Genomic DNA, 23,802 nt, shown 5'->3' on the forward strand with positions numbered 1-23,802 from the left:
CGGGCATGATGGACGCGGCGCCGGACCACGGCGCCGCGTCGGGGCGCACGCCCCACGAGACGCACCATCGGACGAGGGAGACGGATGTACCAGGGCGCGGTGCAGGACCTGATCGACGAGCTCGGCCGCCTGCCGGGCATCGGGCCGAAGTCCGCCCAGCGCCTCGCCTTCCACATGCTGGAGGCGGACCGGGAGGACATGCTGCGGCTCGCGGACGCCATCCGCACGGTCAAGGACAGGGTGCGGCTGTGCTCGGTCTGCTTCAACGTGTCCGAGGACGAGGTGTGCTCGCTCTGCCGGGATGAGCGCCGGGACCGCTCCCAGATCTGCGTGGTCGAGGAGTCGCAGGACGTCATGGCCATGGAGCGCACCCGCGCCTTCCAGGGCCGCTACCACGTGCTCGGCGGGTCTATCAATCCGATCGCCGGCATCGGCCCCGAGCAGCTGCACGTCCGCGAGCTGCTCACCCGGCTGCAGGACGAGGCCGTGCAGGAGGTCATCCTCGCCACGGATCCCAACCTCGAGGGCGAGGCCACGGCCACCTACCTCGGCCGGCTCCTGGGCGCCACGGGCATCCGCGTCACGCGCCTGGCCTCCGGTCTGCCCGTCGGCGGGGACCTCGAGTACGCGGACGAGGTCACCCTCGGCCGTGCCTTCGAGGGACGCCGCCTGATCAGCGGCTGACACGGGCCGGCGTCGAGCAGGTCCTGCCCGACGCCGGCCCGGTTCAGGCCACGCGAGTGCCGGCGGGCAGCCGCCCGGCCGGGGTGTCCAGGCGACGGTGGCCCCACCAGACCAGCCCGGCCACGAGCACACCCTGCATCGCCAGACCGAGCGGCCACACCGGCCAGGTGCCCTGCCGGTCCGGCACGCCGCTCTGGTCGAGACCGCGCAGCTCGCCGTCGAGGCACTCGACGTCCCGGACGGGGTCGCGCTGGGTCCAGCGCAGCCCCACGGACAGCAGGTTGAGCGGCCCGGGATCCGCCCGGGTCCCGTTCTCGAGGAGCCCTGCCTCCCAGGGGGAGGCATCCGCGAGGACGGCGTAGGGGTTCGCCGCGAGCAGCCATCCGCTGCGCCGCGGGTCGGGGATCGTCCGGGCGGTCACCGGGCCGACGCACCGGTCGGCGATCCCGTCGTACAGTTCCGGGTGCGCCGCCTCCCACTCGGCCCAGGCCTGCTCCGCCTCCTCCGGGGTCATCTGCTCGAGCTCCGCCTCGGTGAACGGCTCCGCCGTCATGGAGCCGTACTCGGCGTCGTTGGCCCGCACCTCGGTCTGCAGGAACTGCAGGGACAGCCCGAAGGCCACCAGGGTGCCGATCGTCAGCGCCGCCACGATCAGGTACGTCACCACGACGGCGAACAGCGTGCGCCCGGTGATCGCCGACACGGCGACGCCGATCCCCGCGATCATGCCGAACTCCACGAGGATCATCACGAGCCCCACCAGCACGGCCCACGGGGACACGCGCCCCACCACGGCCGCGACCGCCAGCCACGGCAGCGCCGCCGCGAGGAACGCGGCGGAGGCGATCCACGCGGCCAGCCACTTGCCCGCCATCAGGTGCCCGGTCCGCAGCAGGGTGACCTGGGTGATGGCCAGGGTGCCGCCGGCACGGTCGCCCGAGATCGCGTTGGCCGCCAGGGCGGGCGAGACCAGCAGCGAGAGGGTGAGGACGAAGAGCAGGACGCCGTCGAAGAGCGTCCGCCCCAGGGCGCGCATCTGCTGCTCCGCCAGCTCCGGCTCCAGGCCGGACGCCTCCATCTCCGCCACGCCCAGGCTTCGCAGCCCGAGGGCACCGAGGGTCACCGCCCCCACCACCACGAAGAAGACGCCCAACAGCACGTACCAGCCGCGCGAGCGCAGCCGCTGACGCAGTTCCATGCCCACCACGGTGGCCACGGCCTGGGCCGCGCCGAGGCGTCCCCCCGGCTGCGGCTGCGGCGGGCGGCGGTCGTGGATCGAGGTCGCGACGGCGGTGCTCACGGCCGGTCTCCTTCGGTGCGGGGGCCCTCCAGATGGAGGCCCAGGTAGGCGTTCTCGAGGCGGGAGCCCTCCGGCGCGAAGTGGCTGACGAGCACACCCTCGCGCACGAGGTCCGCGAGCAGCGCGGCCGCGGCGGCCTCGCCCCGCAGCTGCACCACGACGCCGTCCCGGCGCTGGCCCGCGCCGGCGCCGGTGGCCGCGGTGACGGTCAGGCCGCGGGTCTCGAGGGCGCGGACGAGGGTGTCCCGGGCCGTCGGGTCGGGCCCGGCGATCCGGTAGGGGCGGGCGAGGTCGTCGGCGGCGCGGAACTCCTGGGTGGCCACCGTGGCACCTTCGCGGAGGAACACGGCGCGGTCGGACATCTCCTCGAGCTCGGCGAGCACGTGGGAGGAGACGAGCACGGCGGTGCCGGCTGCGGCCATGGCGCGCAGGTCGTCCCGCAGCCGGATGCGGGCGGCCGGGTCGAGGCCGTTGGCGGGTTCGTCCAGGAGCAGGACGGAGGGCCGGTGCACGGTGGCCCGTGCCAGGGACAGGCGCTGCTGCTGGCCGCGGGAGAGCACGCGGGCGGGCCGGTGGGCGAACTCCGTGAGCTCGACCCACGCGAGCTGCTCATCCGCGCGCGCCGACGCCTCCGCCTTCCCCATGCCGTAGAGCCGGCCCAGGCTGGCGAGGATGTCGTGGCAGGTCAGCTCCTCCCACACGCCCAGGGTGTCGGGCATCCAGCCGAGCCGCCGCCGGGCCTCGACGGGCTCGCGCACCGCGTCCACCCCGGCCACGGACACGGCGCCGGCGTCCGGGCGCAGCAGGGTGGCCAGGATCAGCAGGAGCGTGGTCTTGCCCGAGCCGTTCGGGCCGACGAGGGCCGTCACGGAGCCGGCGGGCACGGTGAGGGAGACGTCCCGCACCGCATGGACGGCGCCGAACGAGCGGGCGAGGCCGTGGGCCACGATCCCGTCGTGGGCGGCCACCCCCAGGACGGGTGAGGCGGGCGGGGGTGCTGGAGCGGTCATGGCCCCATCCTTGCCGCGCCGTGCACGGACGCGGATCCACCCGGGGGATGATCCCGGCGCCGATCCCGGCCCGACCGGGGTCGCAGGCGGGGCCGCGGGCGCCGTCGTCCCGGCCTGCCGCGGGCGCCGGGTCCAGCATCCGGAACAGGGGTTCACCTGGCGGACCCGCGCGGGTGCGCGCCCCTAGACTTGGCCCAAACCGACCCTCGACCCTGTCCGGAGCGACCCATGAGTCTCATCGTCCAGAAGTTCGGCGGCTCCTCCGTGGCCGACGCCGCCGGCATCCAGCGCGTGGCCCGCCGCGTAGCGGACACGGTACGGGCCGGGAACCGCGTGTGCGTCGTGGTCTCGGCCATGGGCGACACCACGGACGAGCTGCTCGACCTCGCCGCCGAGCTCACCCAGGACGCGCCCGCGCGCGAGATGGACATCCTGCTCTCGGCCGGCGAGCGCATCTCCATGTCCCTGCTGGCGATGGCGATCCACGCCGAGGGCGTCGAGGCCCGCTCCTACACCGGCTCCCAGGCCGGCATGCTGACGGACACCTCGTACGGCCGGGCCCGGATCGTCAAGGTCAACCCCCACCGCGTGCAGGAGGCCCTCGACACCGGCCGCGTGGCCATCGTGGCCGGATTCCAGGGCATGAGCCCCGAGTCCAAGGACATCACCACCATGGGCCGCGGCGGCTCGGACACCACCGCCGTCGCCCTCGCCGCCGCGCTCGGCGCGGACGTGTGCGAGATCTACACGGACGTGGACGGCGTCTACTCGGCCGACCCGCGCGTCGTGCCGACCGCCCGCAAGCTCACCGAGCTCTCGTCCGAGGAGACCCTCGAGATGGCGGCCTCCGGATCCAAGGTGCTGCACCTGCGCTCCGTGGAGTACGCGCGCCGCTTCGGCGTGCCGCTGCACGTGCGCTCCTCCTTCTCCGACCACGAGGGCACCTGGATCATGCCCGACCCGAACGACACCATCACCCTTCAGGAAGGCGCTCCCATGGAACAGCCCATCGTCTCCGGCGTCGCCCACGACCGCTCCGAGGGCAAGGTCACGATCGTCGGCGTCCCCGACGTGCCCGGCAAGGCCGCCGAGATCTTCCGCGTGATCGCCGTGTCCAACGTGAACATCGACATGATCGTGCAGAACATCTCCCGCGAGGGCTCGGGTCGCACGGACATCTCCTTCACCCTGCCGATCGTGGAGGGCAAGGACGCCATGGCCGCCCTGCGCGCCGCCCAGGACCGGATCGGCTTCCAGGACATCGTCTCGGACCCGGAGATCGGCAAGCTCTCGCTGATCGGTGCGGGCATGCGCTCCAACCCGGGCGTCTCCGCCACCTTCTTCAAGGCCCTCGCCGACGCCGGCGTGAACGTGGACCTCATCTCCACCTCGGAGATCCGCATCTCCGTGGTCACCGCCGAGAGCAAGCTCGACGACGCCGTCCGCGCCGTGCACGCCGCCTTCGGCCTCGACGCCGAGGAGGAGGCCACGGTCTACGGCGGCACCGGCCGCTGACGCCGCACCCGCCCCTGCCCCACCACCCGGGCGACTTTCGAACGTGAAATCGGGCGAATGGGCGCTGTCGAACGTGAGATAGGGCCTATCCCACGTTCGAAAGCGAGGGGGCGGGGGCGCTTCCACCCTCCCCCCTCCCCCACCCACCACGACGCCGGCCCCGCACCTTCAGCGTGAAGGTGCGGGGCCGGCGTCGTGCGGGCGGTTCCTCCCGTTCCGTCAGCGAGGACGGAGGGGGTCGGCGGTCACGGGACCTGGACGGTCACGTCGGTCGTGACGCCCGCGTCCCAGGTGACGAGGCCCTTCCAGGTGCCCGAGGTCAGGCCGGACCAGGAGAGGGTCGCCTCGGTGGCCTTGCCCGAGGTCACGGGGACCGGGTTCGGGGAGACGGTGAGGTTGCCCGCGTCCTCGCGCAGCTTGAGTGTCTCGAGGGTGCCGGTGTCCTTGCCGCCGTTGGCCGCGTACAGGTGGCCGACCACGGTGTAGGCGCCCGGGGCGGGGTCGGCGATCGTCAGCGTCTCGGACTCGGCCGCGGTCGCCCGGGAGAGCTGCTTGCCCTCGGGGGTGATCACGTACAGGTCCCAGTCGGCGCCGGCGGCGCCCGCGTTGATCGAGGCCGCCAGGGACTTGGTGCCCTCCTCCACGGTCACCGTGGACACGGCGAGTGCGCTGGACACGAGCGAGTTGCTCGCGGTGGCGGCGGCCACGGTGGAGTCCACCTTGCCCAGGCCCAGGACCTGCGGGGTCAGCTCACCGGTCATGCCGGGGGTGATCTCCACGTCGGCGGAGCCGGTGGCGCCGGAGCCCTCGACGGCGGAGGTGACGGTCGCGGACTTCGCCTTCACGGTGACCGGGGAGGTCACCTCCGGGACGGCCTTGCCCTTGGCGGTGGTCCAGGACATGGAGCCGTGGGTCCAGGTGTTCACCGCGGCGTCGGTGCGGGTGACGGTCAGCTCGACGTCGGCGGACTGGCCGGCCTTCAGGTCCAGCACGGCCGGGGAGGCGGTCACCTCGAAACCGGGCACGTTCGCGGAGAACTGCCAGCGGCCGTTCTCCAGGGCGGTCACGGTGCGGGTCACGGTGGCCGAGCCGACGACGTCGGGGATCGCCAGGGACGGGGCGTTCACGTCACGGCCGGCGATGTCGCCGCGCAGCAGCGCGTCCCACTGCTCCTTGCCGGAGTCGTAGACCAGGCCCGGACGGGCGGCGGCGGCCGGATCGGCGGAGCCGGCGCCCGTGGCGAAGTTGTCCGTGTTCACGGTGCCGTCGGCGTTGTACACGTCGCCGGCGGTGGTCATGAGGGCGGACTTCACGGCCATCGGGGACCACGCCGGGTACTTGCCGATCAGCAGCGTGGCCATGCCGGCCAGGTTCGGCGAGGCCATGGACGTGCCGGACATCAGGCCGAACGTGTTGCCGTGGTAGTCGGGGTCCAGCGGGGAGACGCCGGCGATCACGTTCACGCCGGGGGCGGCGAGGTCGGGCTTCAGGAGCTCCTGGTTCACGGCGTTGGCCGGGCCGCGAGAGGAGAAGCCGGCGATCTGGGGAAGCGGGTCCTCCGGCAGGCCGGTGGTGTCGCCCGGGACGATCGTGGCGGTGAGGTCGGAGGACTTCACCTTCTCGATCACGCCGTTGTCGTTCATGTGCACGGTCGGCACCGCGTGGATGTCCGCGTCCAGCGAGCCGGACGGGGTGTTCACGAGGATCATGCCGACGCCGCCGGCCTCCTCCACCACCTGCGACTTCTCGGTGCGGGCGTTCACGCCGCGCTCGCAGAGCACGATCTTGCCGGCGGCCTCCTCGGTGAGCCCGCCGGGCAGGCAGAGACGCGCGGCCTCGGCGTCGCCGGCGGCGACCTCGGACGCGTGGATGACCTCGGCCGGGCCCACGCCGGTGCGGGCCGAGGAGGCGCCGCGGAGCTGCGTGCCGTCGGAGAACTGCACGGTGGCGGTGAGCTCGTTGGAGAACGTCTCCGCGGCCACGGTGGTCAGCCACGGGGAGCCGTGGTTCACGGTGTTGGGGCCGGGGCCGGAGTTGCCGCCGGAGGCGGCCACGAAGATGCCGGCCTCGGCGGCGGACTTGAAGGCCATGGCCACCGGGTCCACGATCGAGGTGTTGGAGCCGGAGATCGAGTAGTTCAGCACGTCCACGTTGTTCTCGATGGCCTGCTCGACGGCGGCCACGGAGGCGGAGGTGTAGCAGCCGCCGGTGTCCGGGTCGGTGTCCTCCCAGCAGATCTTGTAGGAGATCAGGTGGGCGGCCGGGGCCACGCCCGCGCCCTCGCCGAAGGAGTCGCCGTTGATGGTCTGCTCCACCCCGGTGTTGCCGAGGATGGTGGTGGCCACGTGGGTGCCGTGGGAGAACACGCCCAGCGGGGAGATGCGCTCCTCCGGGGCCCGCTCGTCCACCGGGACGAAGCGCTCGAAGTCGTCGGAGAAGGCGTAGGCGCCGATCAGCTTGGAGTCGCACGACGACGCCGGGAAGTCCGGGCCGGTCTCGCAGTCGGCCGTGGCGGTGGTGCCGTCCGCCTTGAGCACGGTGATCTGGCCGTCCGCGGTGCGGTAGGGCACGCCGACCTTGGCCTTGCCCTTCAGCGGCTGGACGGGCTGGCCGTCGATGAACGGGTTGTCCGGGTGGATGCCGGAGTCGATGACGCCGACCACCACGCCCTTGCCCGCGTTCTCCGCCTTGCCGTACACGGACTTCCAGGTGCCCTTCTTGCCGGGCAGGCCGAGGAACTCGGTGGAGCTGTAGTCCGGGGCCACCTGCTCGTCCGGTGCGACGCCGAGCACGGCCGGGTCCTTCGCGATCGCCTGGGCCTCCTCGGCGGTCAGCTCGGCGACGAACGCGTTCACGGCGCGCTGGAAGGAGATCTCGGACTTGGCGCCGTGGGCCTTCGCGACCTTCGCCTGCTGGCGCTGGAGCTTGGCCTCGTAGTTCTTCACGCGCGGGTGCGAGGGGTCGAACTTCGCCTTCGGGGCGGCGCCCGGAACGGCGCCGGCCTCGGGGGCGGTCACCGACGGCTGGTCCTTCAGGACCACGAAGTAGCGGCCGTCCTCGAACTGCTGCTGGACCTGCACCTCGCCCTGCGGGCTGGAGACGGTGCTGCCGTCGGGCAGTTCGACGGCGGTGGCCGGGACCGCGAGCGCGGGAGCGGCCACGAGGCTCGCGCCGGCGACGGCCGCGGCCAGGGCCCGACGGCGCCGGGCAGGGGTGGGGTTCTGAGGCATTGCCTCCGCCTTTCTCATCAAGGTCCGCCCAGCTCTCGCCCGTGGCACGCCGGCGGGGATGGCGCCGGGGGACGGGGAGATCGGCGCCCATGTGATGGGCGCCACAGCGAGACACGTGCAATCTACCGTCCGGTAGGGCGTTTGACCAGATCTTTGTCAGGCAACGTCCAGGACCGTCGAATAAGGGCCGCCGGGGCGCGCTCCCCGCGTCGGCGTCGCGGACCCGCTCGCCCATGAGGAGCGCCACGGGGGAGGATGGTGGGGCCATGCCCGAGCCACGCACCGCCCCCGCGTCCCCGCCGACCGCCGTCGTCGCCCTGCCCGCCGACGTGTGGCGGGCCCACGCGCGGGCGCACCGCGAGCGCATCGCCCGACGCACGGACCCGCTGGTGGCCCTGCGGATGCGCGGCCAGAAGCACCCGGTGCAGGACTTCCTCTTCGGCTACTACACGCACTCCCCTGCCGCACTGCAGCGCTGGCACCCCGGGCCGGGGGTCCTCCTCGCGGACGACGACGGCGCCGCGGCCCGTGCAGAGGCGGCCGAGCTGGGCACGACCCCACGGGGCGAGTGGAAGCACTACCGGCGCGTCGAGGCCGGCGAGGTGGCGGGCGCCGTCGTCGACGGCCGCGCGGTGGGCGGCTGGCTGGTGGACGTGGCGGCGGTGCTGGCCGACCGCGCGTCGGGGGTGGCGTTCACGCGGGACCTGCTCGCGCGCACGGCGGAGCGGGCGCCGCGCCTGGGCTGCTTCGGGCTGCACGAGTGGGCGATGGCGTACCGCTCGGACGTGCACGGGGTGCGACACTCCCAGCTGCCGCTGCGACTCGGGGCCGGGGGGACGGACGCGGTGGTGGAGGGCTCGCGGATCCGGTGCACGCACTTCGACGCGTTCCGGTTCTTCGCACCCGAGGCCCGCGACCGCAACGAGGGCGACGACGGCGTCCTGCCCACGCGCGCCGGGATGCGGGAGATGGAGCAGCCCGGCTGCCTGCACGCGGGGATGGACCTGTACAAGTGGGCGTACAAGCTGGTGCCGGTGGTCGACTCGGACCTGCTCGCGGACTGCTTCGACCTCGCGTGGGACATCCGCCGGCTGGACATGGAGGCCTCGCCGTACGACCTGACCGGGGTGGACGACCTCTCCGACGGGCGCGGCGGCTACGCGGCCGTGCGGATCGAGGAGCCGGCCGGGCGTGCCGAGTACGCGCGGCGACAGCGCGAGTTCGCCGCGCGGGGCCAGGCGTTGCGGGCGCGGTTGCTGGCGGTGCTGGACGCGGCCGTGGGGGCGGCCCCCGGGACCGGGCCGGACGCCGAGTGGATTTCCAGCGCGCGTCCATGATTAGGATGGCCGCTATACAGGCTGTGAGGCGCATCACTCGCGTCATCCGGTGACCGCCCCGGCCCTCTCCGCACCGAACGACTCGAGGACCTGACGTGATCAGAACCGTTCCAGCTCGCCGCCGCACCACGCTCGCCGCCGCCGTCGCGGCCGTCTCGCTCGCCGTCACGGCCGCCGCCCCCGCGCTCTCCGCGCCCGGCAACGGCAACGGGTCCGCGACGCAGGGCCAGGCCCGCTCCAACGACCTCTCCGCCACGCGCGGCAACAAGGTCAACGACGCCGCCGCGCTCGCGCCGCACCTCGTGGGCCAGACGCTGGACTGGGAGGCCTGCGACTTCGGCAGCGAGAGCCTCAACGCCCGGTTCAGCGCGATCCCCGGCACCGCGTGCGCCGACGTCACGGTGCCCCGCGACTGGAAGAACCCCGAGGACGGCCACACCATCACCCTGCGCGTGGCCAAGACCGAGACCTCGAAGGGCAACCCGGAGCGCCAGGGCATCGCGCTGGTCAACCCCGGCGGCCCGGGCGGCTCCGGCCTGCCCTGGGGGCCTGCCATGGCCGAGCGCGCCCCGGAGCTCGCCGAGCAGTACGACTTCATCGGCTTCGACCCCCGCGGCGTGGGCCAGTCCACCGCCCTGGAGTGCACCTACACGCCGAACCCCGAGCACGACGTGTGGCAGGACACGAAGGCCCAGGTCGACGCGTGCCTCGAGAACGAGCTCACCCCGTACATCACCACCGAGCAGACCGTGTACGACATGGACTTCATCCGCGCCGTCCTGGGCGAGGAGAAGACCTCCTACATCGGCTACTCGTACGGCACGTGGCTGGGCAGCTGGTACCAGCGCGTGTTCCCCCAGCACGCGCACCGGTTCCTGCTGGACTCCGCCGTGGACATCTCCCGCGACGGCCTCCAGACCACCTGGGACCTGCAGCCGCGCTCCCGCGACCGTCAGTTCCAGGACGCGATGCTCCCCTACGTGGCCCGGCACGACGAGATCTTCGGCCTCGGCGACGACCCGATGCAGATCCGGCAGCGCTGGGAGGACGCGGGCGGCACCCGCACGCAGCTCGGCGTGATCGTCGCCGGCTCGTTCCTGCTGCCTGCCATGTACGACACGTCCCAGTACCTCGACGCCGGGTCCGTCATCGCCGCCTACATCCGCATCATGGAGTCCGAGGCCGCGGCCACGGACCCCGCGGGGCAGCGCACCCAGATCGAGCGCATCCTGGCCGAGGCCCGTGCGTCGCTGCCGGCCGAGGAGCGCGACTCCTTCGATCGCTTCGCCGCCCGCGGCCTGGAGACCGTGGGCGAGCGCGAGCAGCTCGTCGCCGCCACCCAGACCGGTGACGCCGTCACCTTCGAGGGCGCGTTCTCGGCGATCCGGTGCCAGGACGGCCAGTGGAACACCTCGCAGGGCTACTGGACCTCGTGGGTGGACGACCTCGGCCGCAAGGCCCCGTGGATCGGTGTGCTGATGGGCCCGTCGGAGTGCATGTACTGGCCCGCCCAGACCTCCATGCCCTCCCAGCCCGGCGGCAAGTCGGCCCCGAACACCGTGATCGTGCAGTCCGAGCTGGACGCGGCGACCCCGTACGAGGGCGGCCACCGCGCCGCCGGCGTGCTGCGCAACACGTCCCTCATCTCCGTGGACAACGAGGGCACCCACGGCCTGTTCCCGTACGGCACCGAGTGCGTGGACGCGCCCATCCGTGACTACTTCCTGACCGGCGCCCAGCCGGCCGAGAAGTCGCTGTGCGACGCCGTCCCGCTCCCGCTCGAGACCCAGCCGGTCCAGGTGGCCGGGACCCCGACCCACAAGGGCGACATCAAGATCTCGATGCGCACCGACGCCGTGCGCGAGGCCAACCGCATCACCCACGACGCGATCGAGCGTCAGCTGATCGACTCCCGCGCGGTGACCCCGGACGTCGAGGCCTTCCTGGAGGACTGACGGCCCGGGCACCCGGAACCCGATCCGCCCCCGACGGCCCGGCGACTCCCCCGCGGAGACGCCGGGCCGTCGTCGCGCCCGGGGAGGCCCTGCAACGCGGGTTGGGTTGTCGCGGGTTAGAGCGCCCAGCACCCGTGACAAGTCAACCCGCGTTGAGCCCGGGGCGGCGCGGGGCGTGAGAGGCTGGGGCCATGGATCGAGAGCTGCGCACCCCTCCGGAGCTGGAGGGCGTGGACTGGCACGACGACGCCCCGCGTCGCCCCCGTCCGATCGTCACCCTGGTGGCGTGGATCGCCATCCTGGGCCTGGTCCTCAGCGTGGGTGCCGGGATCTTCTCGGCCTTCTGACGCGTCACTGCCGGCCGCGGTCCGACGCGCCCCGGCCTCAGCGCACGTCGCCGTCCACGTAGCGCCAGACCCCGTCCTCACGGCGGAACCGGCTGACCTCATGGAGTCGGAACCGCCCCTCGGCCCCCGCGCCGACGGCCACGAACTCCACGGTCCCGGCGTCCTGGAACGGCCCGCCGTCCCGCACGTCCAGCACCGCCAGGCGGGTGAACCGCGGCGCCTGTTCCCCCGCGGCCGGCAGCAGCTCGGCCACGGTGGGCCGGTGCTCGGGAACCCAGGTCGCGGCGAGGTACTCGGCCATCGCCCGGGCCTCTGCCGGCCCGGCCTCGCCCAGCCGCGCGAACGCCGTGTACCGGGAGCGCATGAGCGCCTCGGCGGTGGGCGCGGTCAGGGCGCCGTCCTGGGCGAAACGCGCGTGCCGGCAACCGCAGCACGTCGCGAGCCCGGCTCCGGACCCGCAGGGGCAAGGCTCGGGACGGGTCACCGGCGCGGGCACCCGGCCGCGCGACGCCGGGCGGACCGGGCCTTGATGCGGCGCACTCCCGTCAGCACGACGCCGGCCGCCGCGGCGAGCAGCGCGGGGCCGAGCGGGCTGATCGGCCGACGGCGGCCGAGCGGGGACACACGGGTCTGCTGAGGTCTCATGCCGCCAGGCTACGCCGGGCCGGCTGCCGCGTGGCGCCCCCATCACACCCACGATCCCGCGTCCGGGCGGCCGAGTAGACTGGGCGGGCAAGCACGCGGAGCGCCCCGGGCCGGGCGTGAGACGGCATCTACACCGTCCTGCTCCGCGGCATCGTCCCGCACCCAGGAGCGTGTTCATGCCCATCATCGTCGTCGACGTCATGCCCAAGCCCGAGATCCTCGATCCGCAGGGCAAGGCGATCAACGGGGCCCTGCCCCGCCTCGGCTTCACCGAGTTCAGCCAGGTCCGCCAGGGCAAGCGCTTCGAGCTCACCGTGGAGGGCGAGGTCACCGACGAGATCCTCGCCCAGGCCCGCACGGCCGCCGAGGAGATGCTGTCCAACCCCGTCATCGAGGACGTCGTGAACGTGGCCGTCCTGGACGAGGTCGAGGGCGCCCGATGACCGAGCTCCCCCTCATCGGCGACTACTCGACGCCGACGACGCCGCTCAGCGGCGCGCGCATCGGCGTCATCACCTTCCCCGGCACCCTGGACGACGTGGACGCGCTGCGCGCCGTCCGCCTCGCCGGCGCCGAGCCCGTCTCCCTGTGGCACGCCGACGCGGACCCGCAGCGGACGCTCGCCGGCGTGGACGCCGTCGTGATCCCGGGCGGCTTCTCCTACGGCGACTACCTGCGCGCCGGCGCGATCGCGCGCTTCGCCCCCATGATGGACGCGGTGGCGACGGCGGCCGGCGGCCCCGAGGGCGACGCGGACGGCCTGCCGGTGCTCGGCATCTGCAACGGCTTCCAGATCCTCACCGAGTCGCATCTGCTGCCGGGCTCGATGGTCAAGAACGACCACCTGCACTTCATCTGCCGCGACCAGGAGCTGGTCGTGGAGAGCACGGAGACCGTGTGGACCCGCGACTTCGAGCAGGGCCAGACCATCACCGTGCCCCTGAAGAACCAGGACGGCCAGTACGTGGCGGACGAGACGACCCTCGACGCCCTCGAGGCCGAGGGCCGCGTGGTGTTCCGCTATCAGGGCTGGAACCCGAACGGCTCGCGCCGGGACATCGCGGGCATCGCGAACCCGGCCGGCAACGTCGTCGGTCTGATGCCGCACCCGGAGCACGCCGTGGAGCCGGGCTTCGGCCCGGACACCGCCGCCGGCCCCCGCTCCGGCGTGGACGGCCTCGGCTTCTTCACGTCCGCCCTGACCACCCTCGCCAGCCGTGGAGGCCATGCATGAGCCAGCAGTTCAACATCGAGACGGTCGCGGACGCCCAGGCGACGCCGGACGTCGAGCAGCCCTGGGCCGAGCTGGGCCTGAAGGAGAACGAGTACGCCGAGATCAAGAAGATCCTCGGCCGCCGCCCCACCGCGGCCGAGCTGGCCATGTACTCGGTCATGTGGTCCGAGCACTGCTCGTACAAGTCCTCGAAGGTGCACCTGCGCCAGTTCGGCGACAAGCTCACCGACGAGATGAAGCAGCACATGATGGTGGGCATCGGCGAGAACGCCGGCGTGACCGACCTCGGTGACGGCTGGGCCGTGACGTTCAAGGTCGAGTCCCACAACTCGCCCTCCTACGTGGAGCCCTACCAGGGCGCGGCCACGGGCATCGGCGGCATCGTGCGCGACATCATCTCCATGGGCGCCCGCCCGGTGGCCGTGATGGACCCGCTGCGCTTCGGCGCGATCGACCACCCGGACACCGCCCGCGTGTTCCACGGCGTGGTGGCCGGCATCGGCGGCTACGGCAACTCCCTGGGCCTGCCGAACATCGGCGGCGAGACCCGCTTCGACCCGATCTACCAGGGCAACCCGCTCGTCAACGCCCTCGCCGTGGGCGTGCTCAAGCACGAGGACCTGCGCCTGGCCAACGCCTCCGGCGTGGGCAACAAGGTGGTCCTGTTCGGCGCCCGCACCGGCGGTGACGGCATCGGCGGCGCCTCCGTGCTGGCCTCCGAGTCCTTCGACGGCGACGGCAAGCCCGCCAAGCGCCCCTCGGTGCAGGTCGGCGACCCCTTCTCCGAGAAGGTGCTCATCGAGTGCTGCCTCGAGCTGTTCCGCGACTCCCTCGTCGAGGGCATCCAGGACCTCGGCGCCGCCGGCATCTCCTGCGCCACCTCCGAGCTCGCCTCCAACGGCGAGGGCGGCATGCGCGTGGAGCTGACGGACGTGCTGCTGCGCGACTCCACGCTGACCCCGGGCGAGATCCTCATGTCCGAGTCGCAGGAGCGCATGATGGCCGTGGTGACTCCGGAGAACGTCGCCGCGTTCGAGGCCGTCATGGCCAAGTGGGACGTCGAGTACTCCTGGCTGGGCCAGGTCACCGGTGACGGCCGCCTGATCATCACCTGGGACGGCGAGGTCATCGTCGACGTGGACCCGCGCACCGTGGCCCACGACGGCCCGGTCTACGAGCGCCCGTACGCGCGTCCGGCATGGCAGGACGAGCTCCAGGCGGACACGTTCCGCTCCTCCGAGGCCGGTCAGCACCTGCCCGCCACGGGCGAGGAGCTGCGCGCCGCCGTCGTGGAGCTGATGAGCTCCCCGAACCTGGCGGACACCTCCTGGATCACCCGCCAGTACGACCGCTACGTCCGCGGCAACACCGCCCTGGCGGCCCCGGACGACGCGGGCGTGGTGCGCGTGGACGAGGAGACCGGCATGGGCGTGGCCCTGGCCACGGACTGCAACGACCGGTTCACCTACCTGGACCCGTACACGGGCGCGCAGGCCTCCCTGGCCGAGGCGTACCGCAACGTCACCACCGCCGGGGCCGTGCCCCTGGCCGTCTCCGACTGCCTGAACTTCGGCTCCCCCGAGGATCCGGACGTGATGTGGCAGTTCGCGGAGGCCGTGCGCGGCCTGGCGGACGGCTGCCAGACCCTCGGCATCCCGGTGACCGGCGGCAACGTGTCCCTGTACAACCAGACGGGCAGCACCCCGATCCACCCCACCCCCACGGTGGCGGTGCTCGGCCAGCTCGACGACGTCCTGCGCCGCACCCCGTCCGGCTTCGCCCCGGACGCGGACGGCCAGGCGATCTACCTGCTCGGCGAGACCGGGGACGAGCTGGACGGCTCCGAGTTCGCGCGCCTGCGCGGCCACCTCGGCGGCCTGCCCCCGAAGGTCGACCTGAAGAAGGAGCGCCTGCTCGGCGAGCTGCTGGTCAACATGTCCCGGGACGGCATGATCGACGCCGCCCACGACGTCTCCGGCGGCGGCCTCGCGGCCACCCTGTCCGAGATGGTGCTGCGCTTCGGCGTGGGCGCCCGCGTGGTGCTGGACGAGGTGCTGCGCCGCGACGGCGTGGACCTGTTCACCGCGCTGTTCTCCGAGACGCAAGCGCGCGCCGTCGTGGCCGTGCCCCGCACCGAGGAGGTCCGGTTCACGGACATGACCACGGCCCGCGGCTACGCGGCCGTGCGCATCGGCGTGGTGGACGCCGACTCCGCGGCCCTCGAGGTCCAGGACGCCTTCACCCTGCCGATCACGGAGCTGCGCGAGGCCTGGGAGGCCACCCTGCCGAAGCACTTCGGCTGACCCCGTGGGCCCCACGGGCCCCGGCTCGACGACGGCCGCTCACCCCCGGGGGTGGGCGGCCGTCGTCGTGGGGCGGGGCGGTGGGGACGAACGCCACCGGCCCGCGGCTATGCGGCCGTGCGCCTCAACCGTTGACGCGGCGGGCTCCGGTGACCAGAGTGATCCCAGGACAGCGCGCCAGCGCGCCGCCCGGCCCGTCCAAGAGGGTCGACGCGGTCCCGACACACGAAGGAGACCACCCATGCGCCTCATCACCCTGGGCCTCGGCGCCGCACTCGGCTACCTGCTCGGCTCCGCCGAGGGCCGCAAGAACCTCGAGAAGATGACCCAGAACGCCCAGAAGCTCTGGAACGACCCCAAGACCCAGGAGAAGGTCGGCCAGGTCCAGGAGACCGCCCAGCAGAAGTTCGCTGAGGTGAAGAACTCCGATCCGGTGCAGAAGGCCACGACGAAGGTGGAGGATGCCATGCAGGGCAACGACAAGAAGAACGACGTCCGCGACGACCGCGTGACCGAGGCCAACAACGACAACGTCACCTCGGCGGCCAGCCACGGTGCCGAGCCGGACACCGTCTCGGACCCGTCCACCCCGCTGGGCGCCGAGGGTCCGCAGACGCGCTGACCCGCGCAGACACGGCGGCCCGCCTCCCCTCGGGGAGGCGGGCCACCGTCGTCGTGGGCCGGGTCAGCCGTCCTCCGTCAGGACCTCATCGGCCGGCGGGGCCTGCACCGGATCCACCTCGCCCATCTCGGACAGGGTCACCACGGCCTTCGTGCCGGCGGACTCGGTCTCCACGGTGAGCAGGCGGCCGTCCTCCTTGGACACCGTGAACGCGGTCAGCGCCACGCCCTCCTGCGGTCCCGAGACGGGCTCGTCCAGCACGTAGCGGATCGCGTCCTGACCGCTGCGGCGGATGCCGTCCGCGTCCGCCTCGACGTCGTCCAGGCCGCCCGACTCCGGCAGGGAGCCCAGCAGCGAGCTCACCATCGCGCCCATGCCGGTGGCGCGGGGATCGCTCTCGTACGGGGTGGCGGTCCAGCGCTCCACATAGGCGGGGCGGTCCTCGCCGCTCGCGCCGGCGCGCTCCACCGTGAACCGGGAGTACGCGGTGCCGTCCACGATCCGGGACTCGTCCCGGGTGATCAGACCGTCGTCCTTGTACACGGACACGTACCGCATGGACGAGCCGTCCACGGGACCGGAGATGTCCACCGAGTCCGGGACCGCGCGGCCGTTGCTCGGAGCCTCGGACCGCAGCTCGGTGACCATGCGGACGGAGTCGGCCTCCTCGAGCTGGGTGCGGGCGCGGTCCCAGGCGCCGGGGGCGTCGTCGCCCGAGGCGCAGCCGGTCAGCAGCAGGGCGGCCGCCCCGACGGCGGCGAGGGACAGGCCGCGGCGGGTGCGGCGGGTCTGGGTCTGGCGCTGCCTCACTCGGCCACCTCCTCCGGCGCCTCGGCCGGCTCGATCTGGTTCCAGTCGCTCAGGGCGTACTGCTGGGTGGCCCGGCCGTCGTCGACGGTGAGCGCGACCAGCTCGCCGTCGTCGTCCACCGTGAAGGAGTGCACCCGGGTGGCGTCGCCCTCGGCCATCGCCGCGTCGGCGACCTCCTCGGGCACGGCGTAGCGGTAGGCCGTGCCGCCGTTCCAGTCGACCTCCTCGGCGTGCACCTCGGCGCCGTCGAGGGCGTCCGCCGCGGGGAAGCCCACCTGGTCGAGGAGGGACTTCAGGGGCGGCTCCTGCCCCTCCCCGGCCGAGACACGGCGCCACTGCGGGTCGGAGTACATCATCTGGACGTCGTCCGGGACGTCGGACCCGTCCACGTCGACCCGCACGAAGAGGTCCTCGCCGACCTGGCGGGACTCCATGGTGATGTGCGAGTCGCGGCCGACCTGCATGACGCCCTTCGACTCGGCGTCGCCGCCGTCGAGCCGACCGGCGATGTCCCAGCGGACCGACTGCGGGCCCTGACGGCCGGTGGTGTAGGCGGTCTCGAGTCGGACGGTCTCGGCCTCGTCCAACTGGGTGCGGGCCTGATGCCAGGCCTCCCCCGCCGACTGCGGCTCGGATGCGCACCCGGCCAGGGCCAGGGCGCCCACGACGCCGAGCCCGGCCGCGCGGACGGCACGTCTGCGCTGCATGTTCTCCTCCTGGGGCTGCTGCCGGCCGAGGCAGGGCGCCGCGGCCACTGGCGTCACCCTACCGGCGGCGCAGGGCGAAGGAGGCGCCGTGGTGGTTCTGCGGCAGGTGGTCGCCGCGGCCGAAGAGCTTGTGGCGCAGCGTGCCGTCCGTGTACGCGGTCTTGTAGCGGCCCAGCTTCTGCAGCTCCGGGACCACGAACTCCACGATGTCCTCGAAGGTGCCCGGGGTGATGTGGTAGGCGAGGTTGAAGCCGTCCACGTCGGTCTCGTCGGCCCACTCGACGAGCTGGCGGGCCGCGGACTCGCCGCCGCCCACGATCACGGGGCCGAAGCCGCCGATGCCCACCCACTCGGCGAGCTTGCGCACGGTCCACTCCTCGTCCGTGCCGGAGGCCTTCTGGAAGGTCTCCACGGCGGACTGGATGGCGTTCGACTTCACGTCCCCGATCGGCTCGTCCAGGTCGTACTGGGACAGGTCGATGCCCATCCAGCCGGACATGAGCACGAGGCCGCCCAGCGGGTCCACGTACTGCGCCAGGTCGTCGTACTTGGCCCGCGCGTCCTCGTCGGTGGCCCCGGTGACGATCGTCTGCATCGCGAAGATCTTCACGTCGTACGGGTCACGGCCGGCGTCCACCAGGGCCTGGCGGATCTTCTTCACGGTGGCGGCCGCCAGCTCCTTCGTGGGGGAGTTGATGAACACGGCCTCGGCGTGCTTGCCGGCGAAGGCGCGGCCGCGCGTCGAGGCGCCGGCCTGGTAGATCACGGGAGTGCGCTGCACGGACGGCTCGGTGACGGCGTGGCCGGGGACCTTGAACCACGTGCCCTCGTGGGCGATGTCGTGGACCTTGGCCGGGTCCGCGAACACGCCGGACTCCTTGTCATAGACGACGGCGTCGTCCTCCCACGAGCCCTCGAGGAGCTTGTAGACGACGTCGAGGTACTCGTCGGCGTGCTCGTAGCGCTCGTCGTGCTCCATCTGGTCGTCCTGGCCCATGTTCTGGGCGGCGGAGGGCAGGTATCCGGTGACCACGTTCCAGCCCACGCGGCCGCCCGTGAGGTGGTCGAGCGTGGCGAGGCGGCGGGCGAACGGGTAGGGGTGCTCATAGGCGGTGCCGGCGGTGACGCCGAAGCCGAGGTGCTCGGTGACCGCGGCCATCGCGGAGACGAGCAGGAACGGGTCGTTCACGGGGGTCTGCGCGCCGGTCTTGATGGCGGCCTCGGAGGTGCCGCCGTACACGGAGTACGGGCCGAGGACGTCGGCGATGAACAGGCCGTCGAACAGACCCTTCTCCAGCGTCTGCGCCAGGTGCGTCCAATAGCCCAGGGTGTTGTAGTCGCGGGCGTGGTCGTCGGGGTGACGCCAGAGCCCCGGGGACTGGTGGGCGACGCAGTTCATGTCGAATGCGTTGAAGAGGATCTCGCGGTGCTCGTCCGGGCGGGTGGGTGCTCCGGCTCCAGCGTTCTCGGCGGTGCTCATGGGTCTCCTTTCCAAGGCCGCCCGGCGCAGGGGCACGGACGGGCGGGCGACGGTTCCGCACCATGCAACGCCGACGCGGCCGGCGGTGGAAGTCGGTCCGGCCCAGGGGTTCATGACGGCCCTGCCGGGCCCGGCCACGCGTCCGGCGCCCGGTTCGTGACATGCCCTGACCGTGACGGAGGACACGTCCGTGGGTGGCGGCCCTGCGGCGACCCAGCGGCGACCCAGCGCTGGGCCAGTGACGCCCCAGCGCTGAGCCAGAGAAATCTGCTGTTTCCACCCTGCGGAGACGACCGAAACGTCTGGCTCGGCGCTGGGCCCGGGCCGTGACGGCCGGCCGGGCCAGAACCGGCGGCGCCCCCGGTATGACGCCCGTGTGACCCCTCCGGCGCCGGCGGCCGGGCGAACGCGCGGCCGACCGGGCCCACGGTGGTCTACTGGCATCCGTGTCCGTCCGGCGCCGACACCGACGACGAAGCGACGATGGGAGCCCTCCATGAGCGTGCACGCGCCTTCCCGTGCCACCGCCTCCACCCCGGTCCGGGACGAGGACCGCCACAGCCTCGACGTCGTCTTCCGCGGCGTCGGGCGCACGTTCCCCACCGCGGACGGACCACGCGTCGTCCTGCGCGACGTGGACCTGACCGTGGCGCCCGGCGAGGTGCTCGCCGTGATCGGCGCCTCCGGCTGCGGCAAGTCCACGCTGCTGCGCGCCGTGGCCGGCCTGGACCCGGACTTCGACGGGGAGCTGCTGATCGACGGCTCGCCCGTGCGCCCCTACGACGAGCGCACCGCCGTCGGCTTCCAGGAGCCGCGCCTGCTGCCCTGGCGCACCCTGCGCCGCAACGTGGAACTCGGCCTGCCCCGGGGGCTGGACCGCGCTGCGGGCCGGTCCCGCGTGCAGGAGCTGCTCGAGCTCGTGGGCCTCGCGCCCTTCGCGGAGCACCGCCCCCGGGAGGTCTCCGGCGGCATGGCCCAGCGGGCCTCGCTCGCCCGCGCCCTGGCCCGCCGCCCCGGCGTGCTGCTGCTCGACGAGCCCTTCGGCGCCCTCGACGCCCTGACGCGCCTGAAGATGCAGGACCTGCTGCTGGACGTGCACGCCGCCACCGGCACCACCGTCCTGCTCATCACCCATGACGTGGAGGAGGCCCTGCAGCTCGCCGACCGCGTGCTGCTGCTCGCCCGTGACGTCCCCGCGCCCGACGGCGCGGCCCGCCCCGGAGCGACCGTGGGGCGCATCGTGGACGTGCCGGGGGCCCGGCCCCGCGACCGCGCGGACGCCCGCCTGGCCCAGTTGCGCTCCGAGCTCCTCGAGGGCCTCGGCGTCGAGAGCCACGCCCGATGAGCGGCGCCGGCTCCGCCCGCCTGACCCGCCGGACGGCGCTCGGCCTGCTGGCCGCGTCCCTGCCCCTGGGCCTGAGCGGATGCGTCCTGCAGGGTGAGGCGGGGGCCGGCCCGGTGAATGACCGGGACACGCTGAGCATCGACTACGCCACCTACAACCCGCTCTCCCTCGTGATCCGCCACCAGGGATGGCTGGAGGAGACGCTCGCGCCCCGCGGCGTCCGGGTGAACTGGGTGTTCTCCGCCGGCTCCAACAAGGCCAACGAACTCCTGCGGTCGAACTCCGTGGACATCGGGTCGACGGCCGGCTCGGCCGCGCTGCTGAACCGGGCCAACGGAGCGCCCACGCGCATCGTGGGCATCGCCTCGCGGCCGGAGTGGTCCGCGCTCATGGTCCCGCCCGGCTCTGACATCACGGACGTCGCCCAGCTCGCGGGCCGCACGGTGGCCGCCACGCGCGGGACGGACCCGTACTTCTTCGCCGTGCAGGCGCTCGAGGCCGCCGGGGTGGACCCGGCCGACGTCGAGATCCAGAACCTGCAGCACGCCGACGGCCGCGCCGCCCTCGCCGGCGGATCGGTGGCCGCGTGGTCCGGGCTCGACCCGATCATGGCCAAGGCCGAAGCCGAGGGCGCCCGCTTCCTGCACCGCGACCTCGCCCTGAACACGTTCTCCGTCCTCAACGCCACGGAGTCCTTCCTCGAGGAGGACCCGGAGACCGCCCAGACCGTCCTGGACACGTACGAACGCGCCCGCGCCTGGACGCTCGAGCACCCGGACGAGACCGTCGAGATCCTGGCCGAGGCCGCGAAGATCTCTCCCGACGTCGCCCGCACCGTGATCCTCGAACGCACCAACGCGGACGTCAGCCCCGTGCCGGGCCAGGAGCTGCTCGACGCCCTGACGGGGGTCGGACGGATCCTGGTCGACACCGGGTCCGTCGACTACCAGCACCAGGTGGACGCCGCCCTGGCGAGCATCCTGGACACCCGTTTCGCCGAGGAGGCCATCCGATGAGCACCGCCCCGACCACCCCCGCCGCGACGACGGGCCCCGAGGCGCGCGAGCGGTCGGGTCACGACGACGGGGAGACGGGGGCGCGCCGACGGCAGCGCTCCTCCCGGGTGCTGGACCGGCCCGGCGCCCGGGCGGTGGTGGGCCTGGCCGCGCCCGCCGTCCTCCTGGTGCTGTGGTGGGCGGTGACGGCCGCCGGGCTGCTCTCCGCGGTGCAGCTGCCCTCCCCCGGCGCGGTGCTGAGCGCCGGCGTCAACCTGCTGGAGCGGGGCGACCTGTGGCTGCACGTCGGCATCTCCACTCAGCGCGTGCTGCTGGGCTTCCTGCTCGGCGCCGCACTCGGGCTGGCCGTGGGGTCCGCGCTCGGGCTGTCCCGGTGGGCGGACGCGCTGTTCGCCCCGCTGATCGGGGCGCTGCGCGCGGTGCCCTCGCTGGCCTGGGTGCCGCTGCTGATCCTCTGGATGCAGATCGGCGAGGAGTCCAAGGTCACCCTCATCGCGATCGGCGCGTTCTTCCCGGTGTTCACCACCGTCTACGCGGCCCTGCGCCACGTGGACCCGCACCTCGTGGAGGCCGGGCGGGCCTTCGGCTACCACGGGCTGTCCCTGCTGCGGACGGTGCAGCTGCCCGCCGTGGTGCCGGCCGTGTTCTCCGGCCTGCGGCTGGCCCTGGCCCAGGCCTGGCTGTTCCTGGTGGCCGCGGAGCTGATCGCCTCCTCGATGGGCCTGGGCTTCCTGCTCACCGACTCGCAGAACAACGGACGCACGGGCCGCCTGATCCTGGCGATCATCCTGCTCGCCGTCCTCGGCAAGCTCACCGACTGGCTGCTCGGCCTGCTGGAGCGCCGGGCCCTGCGCCGCTGGGCCTGAGCCCGGCACGTCCGGCCGCCCGGTCGTCGGGTCAGTCCCCCTCGGGGGCCTCGCCGGCCGACGTGTACGCGGTCGGCGGGGTGCCGTTCACGAGCCAGTCGCCGGCCATGCGCACCTTGAACGCCGCCGGGTCGTGGGTGGCGAGGGTGCGGGCGTTGCGCCAGTGCCGGTCGAGCCGCAGCGTGGCCGACGTCGCCGACGCGCCGAGCGTGTCGAAGATGCGGGTGCACACCTCGAGGACGGCCTCCGGCACCACGGCCTGGGCCCGGTACGCGGCGGCCATCGCCTCGGCGGACGCCGCCACGACGTCGGCCTCCGCCGGGCCGGCCCCGTCGGCACGGTCCTCCCCCTCGTCGAGCAGACGCCCGATCTCGCGCACCATCAGCTCGGCCGCGGCCTGCCGCCCGGCCAGCTGCCCCATGATCTCGAGGAGCTGCGGGTCGTCCTTGGGCAGCGCGGCCGTGCCGGTGTTGAAGGTGCGGCGCCGCTGCCGCAGCAGCTGCGTGCCCTCCGTGAGCGCCGCCCGACCGATCCCGGCCTGCAGCGCCAGCAGGGTCGCCTCCATGAGCACGGGCACCGGCCCGTCCTGCCGCGGCACCTCGAGCAGCTCCTCGGCCGCGGCGTCGTCGAGCACCACGGACCCGGTGGCGGTCAGGCGCTGGCCGAACCCGTCCCAGTCGTCCTTGATGCCCACGCGCGGCTGACGCACGCGCACGACGGCGACGGCCCGGTCCGGCTCGCGGACCGCGCCCCCGGCCCGCTTCGAGTTCCGGCGGGAGACGAGGTCCGCCCCCTCGATGCCCACGGTTGCGGCGGTCCACGTGGCGAAGGCCGAGCCGGTCGCGTAGTACTTCTGCCCCCGCACGACCCAGGTGCCGCCCTCGTCCCGGCTGGCCAGGGTGGCGGCGCGGCCCGGCGCGGCCCCGCCGGCGCGTTCGGCCAGGGCGGAGCCGGCCCAGTCCCCCGCGACGATGTGCCGCAGCCACCGCTCCCGGCGGGCGGGCGCCTGGTCCATGGCCGTGGCGATGAACACGAGGTGGGAGCGCCAGACGTGCGCGGTGTTCACGTCCCGGGCGGCCAGATCCATGAGCAGGCGCAGCACGGTCTCGCTGCCGCCGCCCTCGCCGCCCGCGTCCACGGGGACGCCGACCTTGCCGAACCCGGCGGCCTGCAGCTCCCCGAGCGCGGCGAACGGCAGGTGCCGACCCGCCTCGCGGGCCCGCTCGCCGTGGGCGACGGAGTCGAAGGCGTCGGCGTACCGGGCGGCGAGGGTGGCGTAGGTGGTCATGGACCTACTCTGACACGCGCGGGCGGCCCGGCGGCCGGGACGCCCCGGCCGTGGGACGGGGTCCACACCGGCCGCCGTCGCCCTGGCCCGCGCCGGACGCCCGCGGGG

At 73.4% G+C, this 23,802-nt stretch carries 21 protein-coding genes; 12 read left to right on the forward strand and 9 right to left on the reverse strand.

Annotated elements, in window-relative coordinates:
• The first annotated feature begins 84 nt into the window (after nucleotides 1–84).
• The gene (gene recR / locus ACUXPL_RS11180; RefSeq protein WP_454183883.1) at nucleotides 85–684 is read left to right on the forward strand and encodes a recombination mediator RecR; all 600 of its coding nucleotides are present in this window, start codon (nucleotides 85–87) and stop codon (nucleotides 682–684) included.
• 43 nt (nucleotides 685–727) lie between these two features.
• Here recR and ACUXPL_RS11185 read toward each other — a convergent pair whose 3' ends face one another.
• Together ACUXPL_RS11185 and ACUXPL_RS11190 are read right to left on the reverse strand one after the other, a co-directional pair.
• Nucleotides 728–1,984, reverse strand: a complete 1,257-nt coding sequence (locus ACUXPL_RS11185; protein ID WP_454183885.1) for an ABC transporter permease — start codon at nucleotides 1,982–1,984, stop codon at nucleotides 728–730.
• Nucleotides 1,981–2,994 (reverse strand): ABC transporter ATP-binding protein, encoded by a 1,014-nt coding sequence (locus tag ACUXPL_RS11190; protein WP_454183887.1) that lies wholly within the window; start codon nucleotides 2,992–2,994, stop codon nucleotides 1,981–1,983. Before ACUXPL_RS11190 ends, ACUXPL_RS11185 begins: the two co-directional genes overlap by 4 nt.
• 228 nt (nucleotides 2,995–3,222) lie before the next feature.
• Between ACUXPL_RS11190 and ACUXPL_RS11195 the strand changes: the two genes are divergently transcribed.
• Nucleotides 3,223–4,509, forward strand: coding sequence for an aspartate kinase (locus ACUXPL_RS11195; RefSeq protein WP_430754230.1), 1,287 nt, complete (start codon nucleotides 3,223–3,225; stop codon nucleotides 4,507–4,509).
• 245 nt (nucleotides 4,510–4,754) lie between these two features.
• On the opposite strand, the gene ACUXPL_RS11200 is transcribed toward ACUXPL_RS11195, so the two are convergent.
• Nucleotides 4,755–7,739: a S8 family serine peptidase gene (locus tag ACUXPL_RS11200; RefSeq protein ID WP_454183890.1), complete on the reverse strand. Its 2,985-nt coding sequence runs from the start codon at nucleotides 7,737–7,739 to the stop codon at nucleotides 4,755–4,757.
• A gap of 266 nt (nucleotides 7,740–8,005) precedes the next feature.
• Here ACUXPL_RS11200 and ACUXPL_RS11205 point away from each other — a divergent pair, with 266 nt between their 5' ends.
• From ACUXPL_RS11205 to ACUXPL_RS11215, 3 genes are all read left to right on the forward strand, one after another.
• Complete coding sequence (locus ACUXPL_RS11205) at nucleotides 8,006–9,076, forward strand: 3-methyladenine DNA glycosylase (protein ID WP_454183892.1); 1,071 nt, start codon at nucleotides 8,006–8,008, stop codon at nucleotides 9,074–9,076.
• A 95-nt stretch (nucleotides 9,077–9,171) separates the two neighbouring features.
• A complete protein-coding gene (locus ACUXPL_RS11210) occupies nucleotides 9,172–11,031 on the forward strand; it encodes an alpha/beta hydrolase (RefSeq protein ID WP_454183894.1) in 1,860 nt (619 codons plus the stop codon).
• Between the two features lie 191 nt (nucleotides 11,032–11,222).
• The gene (locus ACUXPL_RS11215; protein WP_010079551.1) at nucleotides 11,223–11,378 is read left to right on the forward strand and encodes a hypothetical protein; all 156 of its coding nucleotides are present in this window, start codon (nucleotides 11,223–11,225) and stop codon (nucleotides 11,376–11,378) included.
• 37 nt (nucleotides 11,379–11,415) lie between these two features.
• On the opposite strand, the gene ACUXPL_RS11220 is transcribed toward ACUXPL_RS11215, so the two are convergent.
• Together ACUXPL_RS11220 and ACUXPL_RS11225 are read right to left on the reverse strand one after the other, a co-directional pair.
• Nucleotides 11,416–11,862, reverse strand: a complete 447-nt coding sequence (locus ACUXPL_RS11220) for a YchJ family protein (RefSeq protein ID WP_454183896.1) — start codon at nucleotides 11,860–11,862, stop codon at nucleotides 11,416–11,418.
• Nucleotides 11,859–12,023 (reverse strand): hypothetical protein, encoded by a 165-nt coding sequence (locus ACUXPL_RS11225; protein ID WP_454183898.1) that lies wholly within the window; start codon nucleotides 12,021–12,023, stop codon nucleotides 11,859–11,861. The genes ACUXPL_RS11220 and ACUXPL_RS11225 overlap by 4 nt, the downstream gene beginning before the upstream one ends.
• A gap of 176 nt (nucleotides 12,024–12,199) precedes the next feature.
• On the opposite strand from ACUXPL_RS11225, the gene purS reads away from it, so the two are divergent.
• The 4 genes from purS to ACUXPL_RS11245 all read left to right on the forward strand — a co-directional run bounded on the left by purS (nucleotide 12,200) and on the right by ACUXPL_RS11245 (nucleotide 16,182).
• Nucleotides 12,200–12,466: a phosphoribosylformylglycinamidine synthase subunit PurS gene (gene purS, locus ACUXPL_RS11230; protein WP_180536795.1), complete on the forward strand. Its 267-nt coding sequence runs from the start codon at nucleotides 12,200–12,202 to the stop codon at nucleotides 12,464–12,466.
• A complete protein-coding gene (gene purQ / locus ACUXPL_RS11235) occupies nucleotides 12,463–13,257 on the forward strand; it encodes a phosphoribosylformylglycinamidine synthase subunit PurQ (RefSeq protein ID WP_454183901.1) in 795 nt (264 codons plus the stop codon). The genes purS and purQ overlap by 4 nt, the downstream gene beginning before the upstream one ends.
• Entirely contained in the window at nucleotides 13,254–15,560 is a 2,307-nt protein-coding gene (gene purL / locus ACUXPL_RS11240) for a phosphoribosylformylglycinamidine synthase subunit PurL (RefSeq protein WP_454183903.1), read from the forward strand. Before purQ ends, purL begins: the two co-directional genes overlap by 4 nt.
• Nucleotides 15,561–15,801: 241 nt before the next feature.
• Nucleotides 15,802–16,182 carry a YtxH domain-containing protein gene (locus ACUXPL_RS11245; protein WP_454183905.1) on the forward strand — a complete coding sequence of 127 codons (381 nt, stop codon included), beginning with the start codon at nucleotides 15,802–15,804 and terminating at the stop codon, nucleotides 16,180–16,182.
• Between the two features lie 63 nt (nucleotides 16,183–16,245).
• Here the strand turns inward: ACUXPL_RS11245 and ACUXPL_RS11250 are convergent, their stop codons facing one another.
• The 3 genes from ACUXPL_RS11250 to ACUXPL_RS11260 are packed head-to-tail and all read right to left on the reverse strand — an operon-like array spanning nucleotide 16,246 to nucleotide 19,179.
• Nucleotides 16,246–16,992, reverse strand: a complete 747-nt coding sequence (locus ACUXPL_RS11250) for a hypothetical protein (protein ID WP_454183907.1) — start codon at nucleotides 16,990–16,992, stop codon at nucleotides 16,246–16,248.
• Nucleotides 16,989–17,699 carry a Tat (twin-arginine translocation) pathway signal sequence gene (locus tag ACUXPL_RS11255; RefSeq protein ID WP_454183909.1) on the reverse strand — a complete coding sequence of 237 codons (711 nt, stop codon included), beginning with the start codon at nucleotides 17,697–17,699 and terminating at the stop codon, nucleotides 16,989–16,991. The genes ACUXPL_RS11250 and ACUXPL_RS11255 overlap by 4 nt, the downstream gene beginning before the upstream one ends.
• 58 nt (nucleotides 17,700–17,757) lie before the next feature.
• Nucleotides 17,758–19,179, reverse strand: coding sequence for an LLM class flavin-dependent oxidoreductase (locus tag ACUXPL_RS11260; RefSeq protein ID WP_454183911.1), 1,422 nt, complete (start codon nucleotides 19,177–19,179; stop codon nucleotides 17,758–17,760).
• 496 nt (nucleotides 19,180–19,675) lie between these two features.
• On the opposite strand from ACUXPL_RS11260, the gene ACUXPL_RS11265 reads away from it, so the two are divergent.
• The 3 genes from ACUXPL_RS11265 to ACUXPL_RS11275 are packed head-to-tail and all read left to right on the forward strand — an operon-like array spanning nucleotide 19,676 to nucleotide 22,406.
• Nucleotides 19,676–20,524, forward strand: coding sequence for an ABC transporter ATP-binding protein (locus ACUXPL_RS11265; protein WP_454183913.1), 849 nt, complete (start codon nucleotides 19,676–19,678; stop codon nucleotides 20,522–20,524).
• Nucleotides 20,521–21,540, forward strand: a complete 1,020-nt coding sequence (locus ACUXPL_RS11270; RefSeq protein WP_454183915.1) for an aliphatic sulfonate ABC transporter substrate-binding protein — start codon at nucleotides 20,521–20,523, stop codon at nucleotides 21,538–21,540. Before ACUXPL_RS11265 ends, ACUXPL_RS11270 begins: the two co-directional genes overlap by 4 nt.
• Nucleotides 21,537–22,406 carry an ABC transporter permease gene (locus ACUXPL_RS11275; protein WP_454183917.1) on the forward strand — a complete coding sequence of 290 codons (870 nt, stop codon included), beginning with the start codon at nucleotides 21,537–21,539 and terminating at the stop codon, nucleotides 22,404–22,406. Before ACUXPL_RS11270 ends, ACUXPL_RS11275 begins: the two co-directional genes overlap by 4 nt.
• A gap of 31 nt (nucleotides 22,407–22,437) precedes the next feature.
• Here ACUXPL_RS11275 and ACUXPL_RS11280 read toward each other — a convergent pair whose 3' ends face one another.
• Nucleotides 22,438–23,694, reverse strand: a complete 1,257-nt coding sequence (locus tag ACUXPL_RS11280; protein ID WP_454183919.1) for an acyl-CoA dehydrogenase family protein — start codon at nucleotides 23,692–23,694, stop codon at nucleotides 22,438–22,440.
• Nucleotides 23,695–23,802: the final 108 nt, after the last annotated feature.

It is taken from the genome of Micrococcus sp. 140720015-1 (genome assembly GCF_053627595.1).

Coding starts and splice junctions, on each gene's coding strand:
- recR (WP_454183883.1), top strand. CDS start 85: ATGTACCAGGGCGCGGTGCAGGACCTGATCGACGAGCTCGGCCGCCTG.
- ACUXPL_RS11190 (WP_454183887.1), bottom strand. CDS start 2,994: ATGACCGCTCCAGCACCCCCGCCCGCCTCACCCGTCCTGGGGGTGGCC.
- ACUXPL_RS11195 (WP_430754230.1), top strand. CDS start 3,223: ATGAGTCTCATCGTCCAGAAGTTCGGCGGCTCCTCCGTGGCCGACGCC.
- ACUXPL_RS11200 (WP_454183890.1), bottom strand. CDS start 7,739: ATGCCTCAGAACCCCACCCCTGCCCGGCGCCGTCGGGCCCTGGCCGCG.
- ACUXPL_RS11205 (WP_454183892.1), top strand. CDS start 8,006: ATGCCCGAGCCACGCACCGCCCCCGCGTCCCCGCCGACCGCCGTCGTC.
- ACUXPL_RS11215 (WP_010079551.1), top strand. CDS start 11,223: ATGGATCGAGAGCTGCGCACCCCTCCGGAGCTGGAGGGCGTGGACTGG.
- ACUXPL_RS11225 (WP_454183898.1), bottom strand. CDS start 12,023: ATGAGACCTCAGCAGACCCGTGTGTCCCCGCTCGGCCGCCGTCGGCCG.
- purS (WP_180536795.1), top strand. CDS start 12,200: ATGCCCATCATCGTCGTCGACGTCATGCCCAAGCCCGAGATCCTCGAT.
- purQ (WP_454183901.1), top strand. CDS start 12,463: ATGACCGAGCTCCCCCTCATCGGCGACTACTCGACGCCGACGACGCCG.
- purL (WP_454183903.1), top strand. CDS start 13,254: ATGAGCCAGCAGTTCAACATCGAGACGGTCGCGGACGCCCAGGCGACG.
- ACUXPL_RS11245 (WP_454183905.1), top strand. CDS start 15,802: ATGCGCCTCATCACCCTGGGCCTCGGCGCCGCACTCGGCTACCTGCTC.
- ACUXPL_RS11255 (WP_454183909.1), bottom strand. CDS start 17,699: ATGCAGCGCAGACGTGCCGTCCGCGCGGCCGGGCTCGGCGTCGTGGGC.
- ACUXPL_RS11260 (WP_454183911.1), bottom strand. CDS start 19,179: ATGAGCACCGCCGAGAACGCTGGAGCCGGAGCACCCACCCGCCCGGAC.
- ACUXPL_RS11265 (WP_454183913.1), top strand. CDS start 19,676: ATGAGCGTGCACGCGCCTTCCCGTGCCACCGCCTCCACCCCGGTCCGG.
- ACUXPL_RS11270 (WP_454183915.1), top strand. CDS start 20,521: ATGAGCGGCGCCGGCTCCGCCCGCCTGACCCGCCGGACGGCGCTCGGC.
- ACUXPL_RS11275 (WP_454183917.1), top strand. CDS start 21,537: ATGAGCACCGCCCCGACCACCCCCGCCGCGACGACGGGCCCCGAGGCG.
- ACUXPL_RS11280 (WP_454183919.1), bottom strand. CDS start 23,694: ATGACCACCTACGCCACCCTCGCCGCCCGGTACGCCGACGCCTTCGAC.